General features: G+C 68.7%; 15 protein-coding genes. 8 read left to right on the forward strand and 7 right to left on the reverse strand.

Annotation, left to right across the window (positions count from 1 at the left end; translation table 11 throughout):
• Nucleotides 1-74: 74 nt before the first annotated feature.
• The 3 genes from IE271_RS33710 to IE271_RS33720 all read right to left on the reverse strand — a co-directional run bounded on the left by IE271_RS33710 (nucleotide 75) and on the right by IE271_RS33720 (nucleotide 4,673).
• Nucleotides 75-1,292: a ParB/RepB/Spo0J family partition protein gene (locus IE271_RS33710; RefSeq protein WP_190194288.1), complete on the reverse strand. Its 1,218-nt coding sequence runs from the start codon at nucleotides 1,290-1,292 to the stop codon at nucleotides 75-77.
• Nucleotides 1,289-2,554, reverse strand: a complete 1,266-nt coding sequence (locus tag IE271_RS33715; protein ID WP_190194289.1) for a ParA family protein — start codon at nucleotides 2,552-2,554, stop codon at nucleotides 1,289-1,291. The genes IE271_RS33710 and IE271_RS33715 overlap by 4 nt, the downstream gene beginning before the upstream one ends.
• Nucleotides 2,555-3,869: 1,315 nt before the next feature.
• Complete coding sequence (locus tag IE271_RS33720) at nucleotides 3,870-4,673, reverse strand: hypothetical protein (protein ID WP_229919736.1); 804 nt, start codon at nucleotides 4,671-4,673, stop codon at nucleotides 3,870-3,872.
• A gap of 1,054 nt (nucleotides 4,674-5,727) precedes the next feature.
• On the opposite strand from IE271_RS33720, the gene IE271_RS33725 reads away from it, so the two are divergent.
• The 7 genes from IE271_RS33725 (at nucleotide 5,728) to IE271_RS33755 (ending at nucleotide 13,796) form a co-directional block, all read left to right on the forward strand.
• Nucleotides 5,728-7,590, forward strand: coding sequence for an amino acid adenylation domain-containing protein (locus IE271_RS33725; protein WP_229919737.1), 1,863 nt, complete (start codon nucleotides 5,728-5,730; stop codon nucleotides 7,588-7,590).
• 470 nt (nucleotides 7,591-8,060) lie between these two features.
• Entirely contained in the window at nucleotides 8,061-8,300 is a 240-nt protein-coding gene (locus IE271_RS33730; protein ID WP_190194290.1) for a hypothetical protein, read from the forward strand.
• Nucleotides 8,300-8,683 (forward strand): toxin Doc, encoded by a 384-nt coding sequence (locus tag IE271_RS33735; RefSeq protein ID WP_190194291.1) that lies wholly within the window; start codon nucleotides 8,300-8,302, stop codon nucleotides 8,681-8,683. Before IE271_RS33730 ends, IE271_RS33735 begins: the two co-directional genes overlap by 1 nt.
• Nucleotides 8,684-9,801: 1,118 nt before the next feature.
• Nucleotides 9,802-10,917, forward strand: coding sequence for a bifunctional DNA primase/polymerase (locus IE271_RS33740; RefSeq protein WP_190194292.1), 1,116 nt, complete (start codon nucleotides 9,802-9,804; stop codon nucleotides 10,915-10,917).
• A complete protein-coding gene (locus IE271_RS33745; protein ID WP_190194293.1) occupies nucleotides 10,908-12,434 on the forward strand; it encodes a DNA primase family protein in 1,527 nt (508 codons plus the stop codon). The genes IE271_RS33740 and IE271_RS33745 overlap by 10 nt, the downstream gene beginning before the upstream one ends.
• A complete protein-coding gene (locus tag IE271_RS33750) occupies nucleotides 12,431-12,832 on the forward strand; it encodes a DUF6009 family protein (protein ID WP_190194294.1) in 402 nt (133 codons plus the stop codon). The genes IE271_RS33745 and IE271_RS33750 overlap by 4 nt, the downstream gene beginning before the upstream one ends.
• A gap of 502 nt (nucleotides 12,833-13,334) precedes the next feature.
• The gene (locus IE271_RS33755) at nucleotides 13,335-13,796 is read left to right on the forward strand and encodes a hypothetical protein (protein WP_190194295.1); all 462 of its coding nucleotides are present in this window, start codon (nucleotides 13,335-13,337) and stop codon (nucleotides 13,794-13,796) included.
• 250 nt (nucleotides 13,797-14,046) lie between these two features.
• Here IE271_RS33755 and IE271_RS33760 read toward each other — a convergent pair whose 3' ends face one another.
• Both IE271_RS33760 and IE271_RS33765 read right to left on the reverse strand, forming a co-directional pair.
• On the reverse strand, nucleotides 14,047-14,505 hold the full coding sequence (locus tag IE271_RS33760; protein ID WP_190194296.1) for a hypothetical protein: 459 nt from the start codon (nucleotides 14,503-14,505) through the stop codon (nucleotides 14,047-14,049).
• A 116-nt stretch (nucleotides 14,506-14,621) separates the two neighbouring features.
• A complete protein-coding gene (locus tag IE271_RS33765; RefSeq protein ID WP_190194297.1) occupies nucleotides 14,622-15,233 on the reverse strand; it encodes a hypothetical protein in 612 nt (203 codons plus the stop codon).
• Nucleotides 15,234-15,454: 221 nt separating this feature from the next.
• Here IE271_RS33765 and IE271_RS33770 point away from each other — a divergent pair, with 221 nt between their 5' ends.
• Nucleotides 15,455-16,855: a helix-turn-helix domain-containing protein gene (locus IE271_RS33770; protein ID WP_373308879.1), complete on the forward strand. Its 1,401-nt coding sequence runs from the start codon at nucleotides 15,455-15,457 to the stop codon at nucleotides 16,853-16,855.
• Nucleotides 16,856-17,032: 177 nt separating this feature from the next.
• Here the strand turns inward: IE271_RS33770 and IE271_RS33775 are convergent, their stop codons facing one another.
• A complete protein-coding gene (locus tag IE271_RS33775; RefSeq protein ID WP_190194299.1) occupies nucleotides 17,033-17,170 on the reverse strand; it encodes a hypothetical protein in 138 nt (45 codons plus the stop codon).
• A 63-nt stretch (nucleotides 17,171-17,233) separates the two neighbouring features.
• Nucleotides 17,234-17,434, reverse strand: coding sequence for a dehydrogenase (locus IE271_RS33780; RefSeq protein ID WP_190194300.1), 201 nt, complete (start codon nucleotides 17,432-17,434; stop codon nucleotides 17,234-17,236).
• Nucleotides 17,435-17,708: the final 274 nt, after the last annotated feature.

Below are 17,708 nucleotides of genomic sequence, written 5' to 3' on the forward strand. Positions count from 1 at the left end.
GAGTGCTCGCGGCGGCGTCAAGCGTGAGTCCCCGCCGTAACACGGACGGCGAGGACTCACGCAGGACAGGGTGTTCAAGCGTCTGTGGTGCTGGACGCAGCACGCTTGTTCTGGTGCTCGATCAAGATGGTCAGCATCTTGTCGAACTCGACATCGTTCATCTTCCGGATCAGGTGCATGGCCAGGAAGGCACCGTCGTCGTACGGAAGCTTCGGCAATGTCCGAGACCCGGTCTCGACCGCTGCAGCACTACTGGTTGTGCTGTCACTGCGGGGCTCCGGGACGGTTTCGCTGTGCGGAGCAGCCGGTTCGGAGACCTTCTGTACCTCTGTCTTCTGTACCCCTGTTTCTTGTACCCCTGTCTTCTGTACCTTCTGCTGCTCCGGAGCCGGTGGAGCGGTGTTCTCGATCGGCTTGTCGTCGGACTCGGCTTCGGCGGCATCGTTCTCATGCTGCTGTGCCGTGTCCTCCCTTATTACGTCGTAATAGGGGGCGGCTGTCGGCTGCGCCTTCTCCGCGGGTTCTCGTTCCGCGGATTCTTGGGGCTTCGCGGCCTTGGCCTGCTTGCGTTCCTGCCGTTCTGCCTCCTGGCGGGCGCGTTGTGCCTTGAGTTCTTCGAGCGCGGGCTGCTGCTCCTCTTGGGGCTTGTTGCCGACTGCGCGAAGCAGGTCGATCGGTTCCTGGCCGATGCGCTGTTGGAGTTCGGGGGTGAGGTTGAGCAGGGTCAGGCGCTGGGAGACCCAGCCTTGGGATTTGTGGAGACGTTTGGCCAGCTTGCTCTGGGAGCCGTGGATGGCGAGCAGGCGCTGCAGGGCCCGGGCTTCATCGAGAGGCTGCAGATCCTGGCGATGAACGTTGGCGACCAGCGCGGACTCCAGAATGGCGTCACCGTCATCGCCCTGGTCGTCGTCGACCATCACATTGAGATGGCTGAGGCCTGCTTCCCGTGCGGCGGCCAGTCGGCTGCTGCCGTCGACGACGACGTGCGTGGTGTCAGCTTCCAGTTCTGCTTCTCGCTCGGGGTTGGCCTTGAGATAGGCATCGCGGTTCATGACCGTGATGGCCTGCTTCTGGCCGTGCTCCTTGAGGCTGCCGGCGAGTTCGCTGAGGTCACCGAGTGTGGTTCGCGGGTTGTCGGGGTTGGGGCTGATGCGCATCACGGGCAGCCGGGTGGGAGGGGCGACTCCTTCGGTGGGCACGCCGGTGGCGGCGCCGATGGCCGCGCGGCGGGCGCTGACCGGCCTGGCGGCTGCGCCGAAACGTCCGGCTCCGAGTTGGTCGGCCTTGCTCATGAAATCTCCCGTGCGAGTGCGCGCATACCGACCGCCTGCTGTGAGGTGGGGGCGTAGGACAGCAGAGGCTGCTTCATGCGCACGGCTTCCTTCTGTTCCTTCAGGTCACTGATGAGTCCGACGACCCGAGGGTCCTTTATGTCGACCCATCCCTGGAGGGACGAGGTGGCGATGTAGCCGCGGCGGCCGTCGTAGAGGTTGACGACGATGCCGAGGTAGTCGATGTCCAGGGCGAGGTCGTTCCGGAGGTCTTCGATCTGGTTGGTGAGGAGGTCGTAGGCGTCGGCGGAGCTGTCCTCGGCCTGGACGACGATGAGAGCGCCGGACTGGCCGGGCCGTTCGCCTTCGCGGCGGCGCCCGTAGTAGGCGGCCGCGTCCATGCTCAGGCCGAGGCTGGGCGGGCAGTCCACGAGGATGACGTCGTAGTCCTTCTCGAGCGGGAGCAGGGCGCGTTCGAGCGCGGCTTCCCGTGCCCGCACGGCGGACAGGCGTACGTCGAGGAGGAAGGCGTCGTGACAGGCGGGCAGCAGGTGCAGTCGGCCGCCGAAGGTCTCGTCGTCCACGGACACGATCAGGTCCCGGAGATCCCCCTTGGGATCGCCGGCCATGTGGTTGGTGAGACTGTCACCGTTCATGGGCAGGGGGGTGGCCCCCAGCTGGTTGGTGAGGTGGCACTGCGGGTCGAAGTCGACGAGGAGGACCCGCAGCCCGAGTCCCGGCAGATTCTCGACGTCGAGTCGCTCATTGCCCTGCTCGGCGTCGTCGGTGTGTGCCGCGCTGGCGCGCAGGGCGGTGGTGAGTGCTTTGGCCACCCGTACCGGGTGCAGGGTGTTGGGGTCCTCCGCGAGCGCTTCCCCGGTTCCGGCGGTGATAGCGGTCTTGCCGACGCCGCCCTTCTGGTTGCAGACGACGATGCGGCGGGTGACGGCAGGCCGCTCGATGTGAGGAGCGGGGTTGGTGTCGAGCCACAGCTGCACGGACTGTGCGAGCCCCTGGATGAGGGACACGCGGCGGTCGGTCGCGGTGGTCTTGAAGGCCTCCCACTGGCCCTCGGGGAGGAAGGTGGCGAAGGAGTCCGCGCCGGAGGTGTCGATGTTCTCGGGTGTGGAGGCAAGGCCGATCCAGGCCTGAATGCCCTGCTCAACGGCGGTCTGGATCTCGATGCCGTGCTGAGCGGCTCTCACCTTGAGATCCTGCCGGAGCCATCCTGGCAGTTTGGAGACGACCTTCTCGCGGTCGCCTGAAGAGGAAGGCGAAGTCATAGAGGACACCTTACTAACGTGCAAGATCCTTCGAGTCACCGACACGTTAGTTAGGCAGACTCGCCCCCTGGGTGTTGGGGTGGTGCCCTATTACGACGTAATAGGGCACCACCCCAACACCGCGAGCGCAGAACCTATTACGCCGTAATAGAGCAGCAGCCGGCACTCCTAGGACATGCGCCATCCGCGGTCCCCTCATACGGCGGCGGATGAGCATTACAGGCATCGACCGCATGCGCTCGGGAACGGATCCGCCGTCGACCGTGCCTGCTCCACCATCCTGTCCAGGTCCATCATCCTCTCCAGGACGACCGCGCAGCGCCGGGCGCAGCAGTCGAAGAGCCGCCAGGGAATCCCCCATCCCCTCCCCCAGGACGAGCCATGCCCAGGGCTCGCGGCTGCACCCTGAACGACCGACGCTGCTCGAAACCAGGACTTCTCCCCTCACGAATGAGGGGCTTCTCGCTATGCCGATCGGGCTTCGCGCCGGACCGGCCCGGCCTGGACCGTAGGACTTTCAGGGCGCCCACCGTGTCAGCACGCGTGATGTGGCCGCAGGTCTGACAACGGGACTCTGCCTGAGTGGGCCGGTCCTCCGCCGAACGTACCCGCGTGCGGGGCAAGTGCGAGAAGTGCAGCGGAGGTCCACAGCACTCACTTCCCGTCCGGTATCCAGGGCCGATCGGTCGGGCCCGGCCTTCACACCGGCTCCATTGGCCAGGAAGCCGCCCGGCGCGTCGGGATTCGGGTGCAACCTGGTCCAGGCGCTGACGACGGACCTTGTAGTACCGGTCAGTTGCCTTCTGGCCTGCCGGTCACCGACCGGTGCTGATGCACCTTGATGTGACCGACATCCTGCAGGCGACCCGGGTGACGGGGTCGTGTGGAGTGGCGTTCCAGCGGCAGCCGTCGTCGTGCCGGGAAAGTCGACTGTGTCGGCCGGCCCGCCGAACGACACCCCGGACAGTTCGGCGTCTTCTCAGCCTTGACCCGCTGGAAGAACGCTCAGAGATCACCAGACACGGCTGCCGTGCCATGGCGGCGCCATGCCTGCTCCACATGGTGTGTCAACGTCAGCTCTTTGACAGAGCCGCCACGCAACTCGTGCCTGACGGAGAGACGGCACGTCCGTCAGCCTTCCCCCTCACCCCATTACGACGTAATAACCGACCGCGGGGGAGTGACAGCAGCTAGCGGACACTTCACGCCATACGCCTTGCACAGCGTCCGCCGCCGGACCGCCACCAGACGCCTGGCGCAAGCGGCGAAGGCTTCGTCGGCGTCTACAGGCTGGCGTATTCAGGCTTCGGCTCAGTCAGCGCGAGACCAATTGGGCCGCCGCGGCGAGCGCACGCCGCGCCTCATCCGTGGCCGCAGCAGGCAGAGCAGTACGCCGTTCCGCCCTCTGCAGCTCGCGAACAGCGGCCTCGACGTAGGTGGAGAGACTGACCTTCTGGGTTGGCGTCTCACAGTAGGGGAGAACCTCGGCGATCTCGTCCAGCCAGTAGTCGGCCTCTTCATCATCGACAAAGTCGTCCCGGTGCTCCAGGAGCTGCCGGGCCACCGGCACCAACAGCATGTGCCGACGAGATGCCTCCTGCCGCGCGCGATGCTCGGCGGCAGCACGGGCAGCACGTTGCCGCTCGGCTTCGGCTACCGCTTCCGGGGTGCGGCGTACCGGTTGGTTGTTGTGCGGATCGTCGGCAAGAGTGGCCGCTTTCAAACGGGCGGCCTTGTTGTACGCCGCGCTGGGGGTGTTGACGGCGAGTACGGGTGCCAGGTCCGTCCACTGAGCCTGCGCAGCACGCGCATCAGCGATGGCCCTTGCTTGGTGACGGTCCGCTTGTTCCCGGAGGTACTCCCACAGCCGTACGCGTTCAAGCGCCGCCTTGCGACGCGCATCCTGATCCTTCAGTACGTGCGCATGACTTTCGAGATAGAGCAGGGCCCGGAACAGTTCGTCGTCGGCCGGCATCCGCTCGACGTCGGGGTCCTCAGCTGTTTCGTGCAGGTGACGCAGCATTCCGATCAACGCTTCAGTATCAAGGCTGCCGATACGAGAAGGACGCCTGAGCAGCGGTTTTGTGGGGTCAGCTGACTTTCGGGTGGGTCGCGCCATGGAGTCAGTCTGCCCTGTCGGTGGGTGATTCACAGAATGTGAATCACCCACCGACAGATCTTCGGCTGTCACCATCGCTGAGCTGACCTGCCATGCCTTGCCCATCCGCTCCAGGGCGCCTGCCGCCGCCTTCCGCCGCCGGTGGCGGGCCGACCGTAGCGAGTCGGCGGTAGAGCTTGTGGGGGTCGTCGGCCGGGTTCTCGGCACCGACAGCCCTATGAGTCGGACCAGGACAGGGACGACCAGGACAGGGACGTTCGTCATGACGTCTGAGCTATTACGTCGTAATAGAGCGACACGTCTTCCAAGCCTCAGCAGGTTGTGTGACGACTTCTCTCAGGACCCGGTTCGGGCACGGCGCCTGGCTCGTGGTGCGGGTCTGCAAGTCCCCGTACGCGATGAAGTCGTGCTCGCGCATGAGACCAGTGCCGTCTTGTGGCGGGGTTCAGGCACTGGCGGCGGGCCTTGCGGTGTAGCCGGGCCGCTCTCTGAACGGTCTGCGGCGGTGTCGGCTGCCCCGCATACAGCGAACCAGTGTTCGCTGCGCGGCTTCTGCCTGTCCTCCTCTCCGTCACGTCACTTGCAGGGGCCTGCGTGACGAGGTGAGGGGGAATGCCTTCGACTCCGTGCCACTACTGGGTGCCTCGTCTCATGTTGGTCCGTCACGCCCTCTCCCTTCGACAGGCACCTCGCCGCCCCGGTATCGCCGAGGGCTTGGCCGCAGCATGCCGGTGCGCACCCTTCTCGTCGGACCTATTACGTCGTAATAGGGGAGGGCTCCGCAGTTGCTCGCGGCCTCCTCGTATTACGGCGTAATAGCGAGCAGCGCCTCTTGCCCGCGATCTCCATGTCACCGGTGCCCGAGGAGTGCGATGGCCCTCGGGGGCGACTGCATGCACCTAGGTTTTGGGGGAGACACCGCACGGGCTACGGGCACGGGCGCCGGGACTCCGGTGTGGAGCACGCCGTCGTTCTCAGACGTCGACGAGTAGCTCTCCGGTCGTCCGACACCTGTTGGGGATGTGGGGGAGCACTTCAGGAAGGATGGGCTCCTGTGACAAGTGGGAGGGATGAACTCGCGGAACTGCTGCAGCGTGCCGGGCTGGAGATCGTGGGGGAGTGGGGGACCGAGGAGGTGCTGCCGCCCCGGGCCGCGTGGCGGCCGGTCGTCGGGAGCAGGGTCGAGCCGACCGTGGCGGTACGGGACGACCGGCCCGACCTGGTGGCCGAGCTCAACGCGCAGTGGCACCGGCTCGCGACCGAGAACGGAGTCATCGGTGAGGACGGAGTCTTCCTCATCGATGTCGCCGGCAACTGGACGGGGTGCGCTCCCAGACGCTGGACGCGCGTGAGGCTCACCGACCGGTGGGATCTCGCCGGGGTGCTCGGCGAGCGACCGGGTCAGCCGGAGTTCGTCGCTCTGGCGACGGACGGGGACACCCTGCTGGGGGTGACCACCGAGGAGTACGCGGTCTGGCTCATCGTGGTGGACCGCATCCGTGAGCGCCAGGAGCGGGCCGCGGAGGCGGCAGTTCAGGAGAGCCCGCAGGAACGGGCCACTGCTTGGGCGTCCCTGCTCAAGGGACCGAGGCCGCCGGCCAGGCTGCGCGAGGTGTGGGGAGATGGGCTGGCGCTCAATCCGTCCGTCCCCGATGACCTGCGGGCCGGCCTGCTGGGCCGGTCGCGCTCTCTCCTGTACCGGCCGCTGCCGACGGCGGTCGTGGAGGCGGCCATGGCCCACCCGGACCGGAAGGTGCGGCAGCAGCTGGCCGAGGTCCAGGCGAACATCACGACTGAGCAGTGGGTTCGCCTGATCCTGGGGGAGCGGGACGCCCGGCACCGCTGGATCCTCACCATGCTCGCGGCCGACCGGCGTGCCGAACTGACCGATTCCGCGTACGAGCAGCTTGCCGCTGACCCCTCGGCCCGCGTCCGGGAAGAGGCCGCTCGTCTTCCTGGCCTGCCCGCGCACGTCCTCACCGTCCTGGCCACCGACGTCGATCCGTCCGTACGGGCTGCGGCCTGCCGAAGGGCCTGGCCGCACCTGGAGGACCGGATACGCCGAGGGCTCCTCGACGACCCCTCGGACGAGGTCCGCGTCGAGGCACTGCTTCAGCACCACCAGGATCACCCGATGCCTCGGGCGGTCTTCGACTTCCTTGGGTCCACGGACCGCGCGGTGAGGGAGTGCCGCCTGGCACGCGACCTCTCCGAACACCTGATCCGTCACGGCGATCCGGCCCAGCGGCGTTCCTTGGCGGGCAACCCGCACCTGGCGGCGGACCTGGTGGCGTTCCTTGGCCGGGACGCCGACAGAGCCGTCCGCTTCGAAGTCTCCAAACGTCCCGACCTCACCGAGGAACAACGAGCACGCGTCGACATCGACTTCGACCCGAACGTCCATTACCACCCGCTCGACTGGGTCGTGGCGCTGCACGACGATGCGGACGCCATGCGCCGTCTGGCCGCGTCCTCCCATCCCCTCGTCCGCAGGAGTGTCGCCCAGGCCAAGACTCTTCCCCCGGATGTCGTGGAACGTCTGGCCGGGGACGAAGACCGTGTCGTGCGCCTCTTCCTCGCCGAATCCTGCGACGACGCACCCGCCGACATGCTGCTGGAGGTCTGGCAGTGGTGGACCGGCAGTCTCAGCGTTCCCGACCGCCCCCACGGCCATCCGAACTTCCCCCGCAGCGGCCTCCTCCGCTACGCCGACGACCCGAATCCCGATTGTCGGTCGTATCCGCGATACGGCTGCTGGACGACCCGCACGAGCACATACGCCATGCGGCCGTCAGGCACCCGCACCTCCCCGCGCATGTGTTGGTCCGGCTGCTCCGGGACGCAGACACCGCACAGACCGCGGCCCAGCACCCGGCGCTGCCTCTCCCCGTCGTGGAGCACATGCTCCGGTCCGTGACCGGTACTGCTCCCGGATCATGAGCCAACGATCGGTTGCGGTCCCAGGACCTCGTCGTACGTCAAGGTCTGTACGAAGAAGCTCGATGTCGGCGTGCTTCTCGACGCTGCGCCGGTTCCGGCGAGGTGAGCGGTCCTTCGGCGTCATGTCGCGATGGAAGCGTCTGCACGGATACTTCCGTTGCCGCCTTCCGGCGAGTGACTCTGTCGCAACTCAGCTCGCTCGGTGCCCGCTGGATTCGCCCTTTTCGGGCACTTGCCCTGAAAAGCGACCTGCAGAATGGCGCCTCTCGCGGCCGAACGCGACCTTCCCGGGGTGGTCCGACCTTCGGGGTCGAGATAGGCCGCCAGAGAGCCGCTCAGCCGATCCGGTCAATCAATAGGCGCACTGATCGCCTTGCGCACTACCTCGGGCACGTGGTCTCAACACGGCCTGGCGCGCCCAGGTACCAAGTAGGTACCATCAGAGCCATGCCATCGCTGAATGTGTCCTTCACCGACGAAGAGATGGAAGGCGTGCGCGCGGCCGCCGCCGCCGAGGGCAAGAGCCTGAAGCAGTATCTTCACGATCTCGGTGTGCGTGAGATGCAGCGCAAGCGGTTCGTTGCCGGCGCCACCTCATGGGCGGACAAGCTGCGCGCCGAGTTCGACGACGCTTTTCCCGACGAGGTCCCTCCCTCCCAGCGCGACCGTGGAGCCACCGCCGCCTGATGAGTGGAGCACTGCACATCGATGTCTCCTGGCTGCTGGACGTCCAGGAGGCCGCCCTCGGACACGAGGACGTGACGGTCGCGGACTACTCCGCGTTGGTGGCGGCCGTCGCTCGGCACAAGACGAAGATGCCGACGCTTGATGCCTCGGATCCCGATGCCGCCTGGCGCGCGGCCGCATTGCTGCACACCATCGTGCGCCTTGAGCCACTTCCGCATCGGAACTCCCTCTACGCCGCATTCGTCGCCGCCCAGTACATGGACCAGTCCGGGGAAGGCGTCGATCCGCCCTACGGAGCTCTGTCCGAGCTGGTACGCAAGATCCGGGACACCCGCCTGAGCGTCTACGACGTCGCCGGTGCGCTGCGCTCCTGGAGAATCTGAACCACCGCAGGCTGCGAGCCCCGGCAGAGCCTGCTCCCTGCGGCACCTCGGTGCCGCACCTGACTTCAGCGGTAGATCGTGATCCCGAGGGGCCGGGCGGGCTCACCAGTCACCGCGGGGGAGACCCACTGCCCGCCGATTCGACGTACAGCCGCCACGTACAGGCTCCCGGCCACGGTCGGAAGCAGGAAGACGAGGGCCGTACGGACGACGAACCCTCGCCCCGGGGCACGGCCCAGGTGCGCCCGGGCCGCACGGCTCACACGGGGCCCGGGAACACCTCGCGCGGCGTTCGCGTCCGCCTTCCCGATCGCGCGGCGTAGTCTCCACCGGCTTCTCCCGGTCGCGATACCCAGGCGCACTCCCTCGGCGTCGCACACCAACAGGGTCCGGTACGCGCTGCCGCAGAACGACTTCCTGATCGGGGCGTCGGCCGCCGGGAACAGGACGGCCAGCAGGTGAACCCGGTGAGCTGCGGGGAGTCCTCAAGACGGGCCGGGTGGCCGGCCGGTTCGCGCGGGTCGAACACCGGTGCCGGATGAGAGCCGTGTGGTCGGGCCTGCCGGGCAAGAGCTGCTGGTCGATCGCCGAGTGGGCCGGGTCGCCGAGTCCGGGCGGCATGCAGTACCTGCCCGGGCAGGGCGGGGAGGTTCACGCTTGGGTCGCTTCAGTCGCTCGGTCGCTGAGAGCAGCCCGTCCTTGGCGCAGCGACTGAGGACTCAGCGACCGGGGGGTTCTTCAGTCGCTCTGCAGTCGAGCGCAAAAGTGCAGGTCAGATGGGTTGTAAGAAGAGGGAAGCGACTGAAGCGACCCAAGGTCGGGGTATATGAAGACATTCGTGCGTGCGCGTGTGCGTCATATATAGGAGCCTTCAGTCGCTTCAGTCGCTGTTTTGGGATGCGCACCCTTTCTGAACAGGTATTTTCCGGGTGGCTCCAGAACAGCGACCGAACGCGGCCCGGTCGCTGCGGTCTGCGTTGGGTCGCTGGAGACCGTCGGACCGGTCGCATCATCGACACGGTTTAAAGGTTCTTTGCATGTGCTCCATGGCCTCAGCCGTCACATTCGCTAGTCTGTGTCCATCGTTGAGTCGCTTCGGTCGCTGTCAGGGGGTCCAGATGTCTGCTGAGCTGCAGTTTTCCCCCAGCGACCCAGAGTCGCCGGCTACTGGTCCTTCAGTCGCTGGGCGATCACTGGCCACTGCGCGTTGGTGCGCGCGCCGTGGCTGGCCGGTCCATCCTCTGGCTTCCGGTCGCAAGACGCCCACCGCGAACTGCGCGGAATGCCGCGCCTCCTCCCACAAGCCCGCGAACTGCCCCTGCCTTCCCGCCGGCCGCTGGTGCCACGGGTTCCATGCGGCCACGCTGGACCCCCAGCGCATCGAACAGTGGTGGGGCCCCCACCCGGAGTTCGGCGTAGGCGTCGCCTGCGGTCCGGCCGGGCTGGTCGTCATCGACATCGACGCCCATCCCGCCCAGCCGCCGGGCCGGGACCGGATCCTGCCCGGAATCCCCATCGCCGACCATGTGGACCTCACCGGGCTGGCCAGCGGCTTCCACACGCTGGCCGTCCTGGCCGCGCTCCGGGGCCGGCCCAGTCCCGCTGAGGACGACACGACGCTGCGGGTGCGTACCCCCTCTGGTGGCCTGCACGTCTGGTACCGGGCGACCGACGACCGGCAGTGGCAGTGCTCCGCAGGTTCCGGCATGGGCCGGGCCCTGGCCTGGCAGGTCGACGTGCGCGCCCACGGCGGCTACATCGTCGCGCCCGGGACCACCACCCTCAGCGGCGCCTATGTGCCGGTCGGCGACGTCCGGGAACCGGCACCGCTCCCCGCCTGGCTCGCGCAGGAGCTCGAGCGCACCGGCCACCTGCCCGAGCGCCAGGTCTCCGCTCCCCGCCTGGTGCCCCCTCGCGCCCAGCAGGCGGTCATTGCCGCAGGCGGCGGCCGCCGGCGTGCCCAGCAGACCCTCACAGCCGTTCTGGCCCCGGTCGAGGCCTGCGGCCGGGTCACGGAAGGAGCGGGCTTCTCCGACGCCCTCAACCGTGCCGCATACACCCTCGGTGGCCTCGTCGCGGCCGGCCGTCTGTCCAAAGAGGAGGCGGAGCACGCCTTGCTGGAGACGGCGGTGGCCGCGCGTCCGCATCAGGAACGCCGTTGCGAACAGATCATCCGCAGTGGCCTGGCCGCCGGCCTTGCGAAGCCTCTCTACGCCAGCGGGGGATGCCCGTGACATCCCCTCGTAACGAGACCCTCTTCGACTTCGACCCCGAAGCCGTGGCCGCTCAGATCCGCGCCCAAGGGAAGGTGTCCGTGTCCGTGCCGGTCACCACCGAAGAGCCCCCCGCCGGTGAGGCGACGGCGGCGGGACTGCTGCCCGATACGCTGTCCGACCGCGGCAATGCCAAGCTGTTCGTCAAGCTGTACGCCAACGACTACCGGCACGTGCCGGGCATCGGCTGGTACCGGTGGGACACCACCCGCTGGCAGATCGACGAGGACGACACCGTTCTGTGGGCGGCCGGCGATCTGGCCGAGAACATCGCCGTTCACGACCCCCGGGGCGTCTTCACCACTCAGGCGCTGGGACAGCACCGCCGCCGGGCGTTGTCCACCACCGGCATCAACGCCATGCTCACCCAGGCCAAGTCGGCCCCGGGCATGGTCCTCAACGCATCCCTGCTGGATGCCGACCCTTACGCTCTGTGTACGCCGGACGGCATCGTGGACCTGCGGACAGGGCTGGCGAAGGCCCCCGATCCGAACATGGACTTCCACTCGCGTTCGACCACGGTCGGTCCCGAGCACGTGCCTACGCCCCGGTGGACGAGGTTCCTCTCCGACACCTTCGGCGAGGACGCCGAGGGCCAGGAGATGATCTCCTACCTGCAACTGCTGCTCGGCTACTCCATCACCGGCGACGTCGGCGGCCAGGTGCTGCCCTTCCTGTTCGGTTCCGGCAAGAACGGTAAGTCCGTCCTGCTGGACGTACTGATGAAGCTTCTCGGTGACTACGCGGACGCCGCCCCGCCCGGCTTCCTCATGGCCCGGCCCTTCGAGGGCCATCCCACCGATCTCGCCGAGCTCCACGGACGACGCGTCATCGTCTGCTCCGAGGTCAAGCCCGGCGACAAGTTCGACGAAGCCCGGGTGAAGCTGCTCACCGGCGGTGACCGCATCAAAGCCCGGCGCATGCGCCAGGACTTCTTCAGTTTCCAGCCCACCCACAAACTCTGGCTCCTGGGCAACCACCGACCGGAAGTGGGCACAGGCGGCTTCGCGTTCTGGCGCCGTATGCGGCTGATCCCCTTCGAGCGCGTGGTGTCCGACGACCGGAAAATCGACAACCTGGCCGACATCCTCGTCACCGAGGAAGGCCCGGGCATCCTCGGCTGGCTCATCGACGGTGCCCGTCGTTACCTCGCAGGCCACCGCGACCTGACCGGTCCCGAACGCGTCCGGATCGCCACCACCGCCTACGCCGAGACCGAGGACCACACCGGGCGCTTCTTCGAGGAATGCTGCGTTCTGCGCTCGGAGTTGCGTGCCGAGCAGACAGGGCTGTATGCGGCGTACAAGTCCTGGTGTCAGAATGAGGGAGCACCCGCAGTGTCCTCGCGTGCGTTCGCAGCCCGCGCCCGTGAGCTGGCGGGGCTGGCCTCGCCCAAGGAGATGATTCTGTCCAACCAGCGCAAGTACTACCCGGGTATCGGACTGCTGGCCGATGAGGAGAGGGAGGCCGCCTCGTGAGCTCGCTGATCACCGAGGACGAGATCAGCCACGAAACCGAACTCGTCTGGCTGGAGGACATCGAATCGCTCGACTACGTCCGCCAGAGCCTGGACCGTCTGCCCACGCGCAAGGGCAAGCCGGCCTACCACCGTGACGGGCGGATGGTCGGGTACGCCCTGCTGGGGCCGGAAGCCAAGCCCTCCCGTTCTTCGGGCACTTTTCGCCGTCGCGTCTTCTGGCTGCTCCCGCACGACCGCGACAGCGAACCCGCCGGCCTCTACGCCAAGGGGGCGCCTGCCGAAGCAGTCGACCCCCGTACGCTCACCGCACGGGTGAAGGGCTACAAGACGGAGCGCTCCGAGGGCGGTCCGCCGTCGACTGCCATGAAGGAACTCGGGATAACGCTGCCTCTGTGACCGTCCCGGCAGGCCGGAACACGTCCCTCCTTCAAGGGAGTCCCGATGCGCCGCCCCGGACCGCTCACCGCGCTGCGTACGGACAACGTTCTGAACGGTAAGCCGGAAGGTGGGTCGCTTCAGTCGCTGCCCGATTGAATGAAGGTGCTCTGACCAGCGCGTTCGCTGATGAGACGCTTCCTTGTCCAGTCACTGTGCTGAGTCGCTGCACCGATCCCACCCGCTCCCGGACGCATCCGCCCTCGGGCGACCTCATCCTTCGCCCACCTGCCGGCCATGGCCGGAAGAGCGCAGTCACCGTGCCGGACCACGAAGCGGTGACCACGCTGACCGTCGCGCCCATCATCGGGAACGGCCTCCGCCGCTCAGGAGGCGCGGCCGGCCGACGGGCATGTAGCCACAAGCCCGCACTCCGCGAGGAACGTACGGAACCCTCGCCCCGCATCCCGACCACCGGTCGACGACGAACCCGTCCCGGCGTCGAGCCTGCGAAAATCGCAGGATGGGCCTGTGGAACAAGCTGACCGGCACCAGGCATCCCGACGGCCGTACCGCACCGCTGTCGCACACGGCGGTCCGGGCCGTGCTGCTCGCACTCGACGGGGCTGAGGTGCCCTACCGTGTACGCAACGCCCTGCCGGCCGAGAAGGCCGACCTGGTGGCCGAGTGCCGCATCCAGCGCGTGGGCGTGCGCCTGAAGACCAGAATGCGGCTGGTGCCGGACGAACAAGAGGTGCGCTTCCTCCATGAGCGGTGGGAGAACCGCCCGGCCGGCAACGCCGGCACGCAGTACGGACGCGGCCACGCGCCCGCGGTGTTCCGGCAGTGGGAGACCCGGCAGGGCCCCGACGGCAGACGACACAAGGTCGAGGTCTTCCGCTTCGACACGAGGGAGATGACGGACCCCCTGCAGAACGCGGTACTCGGTGCCGGATGGACCTGGCGAGGAGTCTTCAGACTGTGAAGCCCGCTGGGAGAAACCACCGTGCGGTGCCACAGCCGCTGAGTTCGCCTCATGGTCCTGGAGTGCCGTCTCGACCGGGCGACGACCTGGATGCAGGAGGCGAACGAGGTCGTCCCCCCACGCATCGGACTGCCGTACCTCGCCGCCGTACGACGGCGGTGCCCGTCAGCCGGTCCGCGCACGGAGGCCGACGGGGCCCTCGGGTGTCTCGGGGCACCCACCGACCGGTCCACACGGAACCGCCTGGCCGCTACTTCCCGCCGATGCCCTTCTCCTCGATGCGGAAGATCCTGCGGCTGTCGCGGGCCATGTCGACGACCAGCTGGGTCGTGCTGGACCCGCCCCAGGTGAGGGTGATCACGGCCCGTGTGTGGTCGGTGGCGCCGTTGTCGGTGACCTTCCAGGCGAGCGGCACGTTCTGGGCGCGCAGGACGCCGTTGGCGTGGTTCCTCTCCTCCCAGGCGTTCAGCTCCTCCTGGAAGCCGGCGGTGAGGTAGTGGCCGCGCAGGGCCTGCTCGAGGTCGCCGCTGTCCCCGTCGGTCACCGCGTCGATGTAGGCGCCGTAGAAGTCGGCGATACGGGTGATGTCGTCGGAGGGCTTGCCGCTGACGCTGCGCGGGGTCCCGGCGGAGGCCTGGACGGTGGCGCCGAGGCCGAGGGCGACGGAGAGGACGCCGGCGGTGAGGGCGGTGCGGGTCTTGCTGGTCATGTCTGTTCCCCGTTTTCGATTGGTCGGGTGAGTGAGTGGTCGGGATGTGCTGTGACCGTCTGCGCCGGGCCGCCCTCCCGACCCCCGTGGCGGGAGGGCGGCCCTGGGCGGCTTCGTCAGTGGAGCTTGTTCACGGCCTTGGCGGTCGTCTGCTTGAAGGCCTTCACCGGAGCACCCTCGAAACCGCCGAGCTGCGCCCAGTTGACGACCGTGACGGTGCGGCCGTCCCGGCCGACCGCCAGCAGGCGGACGTCGCTCGCGCCCCAGGAGGTCTCGGTGTGGACGCCGTGGACGCGGGCGCCCTCCTCGACGGACACCGTCCCGTAGTCCCTGCCGGTGGCCTCGGTGTCCGGGTCCTGCTGCTCGATGCGGGCCGCACAGGACGTGATGTCCTTGTCCAGCCGCGAGACCAGTCGCCTCGCCGAGCGGGTGTCGGGCAGGACCATGGTGATCTGCCGGGCGTTCGTGTCGAGATCGGTGCGGAAGTCGCGGTGCCACGCGGGCTCGTGACCCGGCAGGGCCCGCAGACAGACGTCCCGGTCCGTCTCTTCCGGTACGTCGGCGGTGACCTCGCCGGCCGTCCAGGAGGAGGCGGGGTGCGTCGGCAGGTCCGCGGCCGCGAGGAAGCCGGGCGTCTTCGGAGCGGCGGCGGCCGGTCCGGCGAGCGCCACGGCCGAACCCGTGACGGCGACTGCGAGGAGCGCGCCTGCTCGGGTGCGCTTGGGCATGGGTGTCCCCTCGGTGAATGAGTGCGGTGAATGAATGTGGTGTGAATGCGTGAATGCGTGAGCGCGGTGCATGCGTGTCGGACGTCGTCCGACGCCGGCTGGTCGGTCCGGCCCTGGCCGGTGCGACACCAAGAGCATCGGCGGTCACCGGAGCGCGGCGCAACGACTGCCGCCCTTTTCGCGGTGGTGGAACCATCCCAGCCCATCTGACGTGCAGGTATATGAGTGCCTGGGATACGCGATCGCGGGCGGACGACGGGGGAACGGTGTCGGTTCAGGACGATGTCGAGGAGTTCGCGGCGCTGCTGCGCCGGCTGAAGGACCGCACGGAGCGGAGCTACGGCTCTCTGGCCCGCCGCCTGAACATGAACACCTCCACGCTGCACCGGTACTGCGCGGGTGAGGCGGTCCCGCAGGACTTCGCGCCCGTGGAGCGGCTCGCGGCCTTCTGCGAGGCGACGCCGGAGGAGCGGCTCGAACTGCACCGGCTGTGGTTGTCGGCGGTGGCGGCCCGGCAGCGGGTGCGTACGGGCGGCTCGACGGAGGCGACGGTTCCGGTGCCGGGACCGTCGCCGGACGCGGGCGGGGCGCTCGTCGAGCAGGGCAGCTCCGCGGAGCAGCCCGGGGACCATTCCGACCTGGGCGGGCCCGCCTCCGCACCCGCTCCCTCCTCCGCGCCCCGTCCTTGGTACCGCCGCCGACGGGTCCTGGCGTCCACCGCCGTCGCCTGCGCGCTGCTCGCCACTGTGGGCAGCATGTCCGCCCTGTCGGACGACCGCTCCTCCGGGGCGGACGCCTCCCGCTCCGCGGACCCGCGGACGGCCGCCCCCGGCACACCTCGCCGCTCGGCGGAACCGTCGGCCACCACCTCCCCCTCCGCTTCCCCCTCCGCTTCCCGGAGCTCCGCGTCGCCCGCCCCCCGGCGGGAGGCCCCCGTCCCGTCCGCCACCGTCGGCGGTCCCGCCGCGTCCGCGAAGCCGGCCGCCGGCCCGCCCCTCACCTGGAGCGCCGACTCCCAGGTCTGGGACATGGGCTGCGGCCACGACTACGTCATCGACAGGCCGCCGGCGCAGGTTCCTCCGCCGCCGGTGCAGCAGGACGCCGGGGCCTGGGCGGCGACGCAGGACGCGGTGCACGGGCGGCGGACGATGGTGCAGATCTCGGTGCAGGGACGGTCGTCCACGGCCGTGGTCCTGGAGGCGCTCCGCGTCCGCGTCGTCAGCCGCGGCACCCCGGCCGCCGGGAGCGCTTACGCCATGGACCAGGGCTGCGGCGGAGAACTCACACCCCGCCGCTTCACCGTGGACCTCGACGTCGACCGCCCCACCACCCGCCCGAAGGACGGCGCCGACAGCGAACACACCATTCCGGCCGCGCACTTCCCGTACCGCGTCTCCGCCGAGGACCCGGAGGTGCTGCTGGTCGACGCGACGACACAGACCTACGACGCCCGCTGGTACCTCGAACTCGACTGGTCCTCCCAGGGCCGCACCGGCACGGTCCGCATCGACGACCACGGCCGTCCGTTCCGCACCAGCGGCATCAAGGGGATACAGCGCTACTGGTACGGCACGAACGACGCGGGCGAGCGCACCTGGGTTCCGTACGACAGCCAGGGCTGACCGCCGTCGACCGCCGCGTCGTCACGCGGGCGGACACTCAAGGCTGTCGCTCACCTGGAGTGCCCGTACCGGTCGCGGATTCGTGCAGAACCACGAGGTGCTGCGGACCGTTCGCGACCATGACTTGAACCGGGCGACCGGCGACGGCCACGACTTCCTCCCAGGAGGAGCCCGTGGCTACTCCGCGTCGACGTTCTCGGGTACCTCCTCCATCGCGGCGATGAGCGCGACGCCGAGGGCTCGCATGAGGGTGACCTCTTCCTCGGTTCTCGGGCTGACGCCGAGATCGGGAATGGTGGGCCTTTCCGCATGCACCGGGAACATGGACGATCGTCGACGGTTGCGGTCGTTCTGACCCGATGAGGCCGGCGTTGGACGTCAGCGGAACAGTTCCGGTACCGGGCAGGCATCCAGGGGCTCGTCCGGCCGATCGGCCCAGTTCCACCAGATGTGCCGCTCGGGACACCTCCACAACGCGCGGCAGGCGCGCCGGTTGTCGTCCTCCCGGCCGGAGAGCACGAGGCCGCCGGACTCCATGGGCTGACGGCACTCGGGACAGTCCGGGGCGTCGCTGGTCATGCGGCGCACCTTATCGGAGGGCGGCCGCGGCTCCGTGCCGGAATCGGGTCCGCCGCCGGAAGCCGCGGTTCCCCGCGCAGCCTCGATGCCCGGCGCCGGTTCCGCCGTGCTCGGAGCGGTCCTCGGGTGGGGGTGCCCGCGGGTTTCCGGTGCCACGGGGTGTCTGCTGCGGGGGCGTCGGGGTGCTCCCGTCGGGGCGGAGTCCCTCGCGGGGGTGGTGGTCAGGACAGCAGCAGTACGGTGCCGGCGGCGGTCATGACCGCGGCGGTGGCGC

The organism is Streptomyces minutiscleroticus, assembly GCF_014650875.1.
Classification (GTDB): Bacteria; Actinomycetota; Actinomycetes; order Streptomycetales; family Streptomycetaceae; genus Streptomyces; species Streptomyces minutiscleroticus.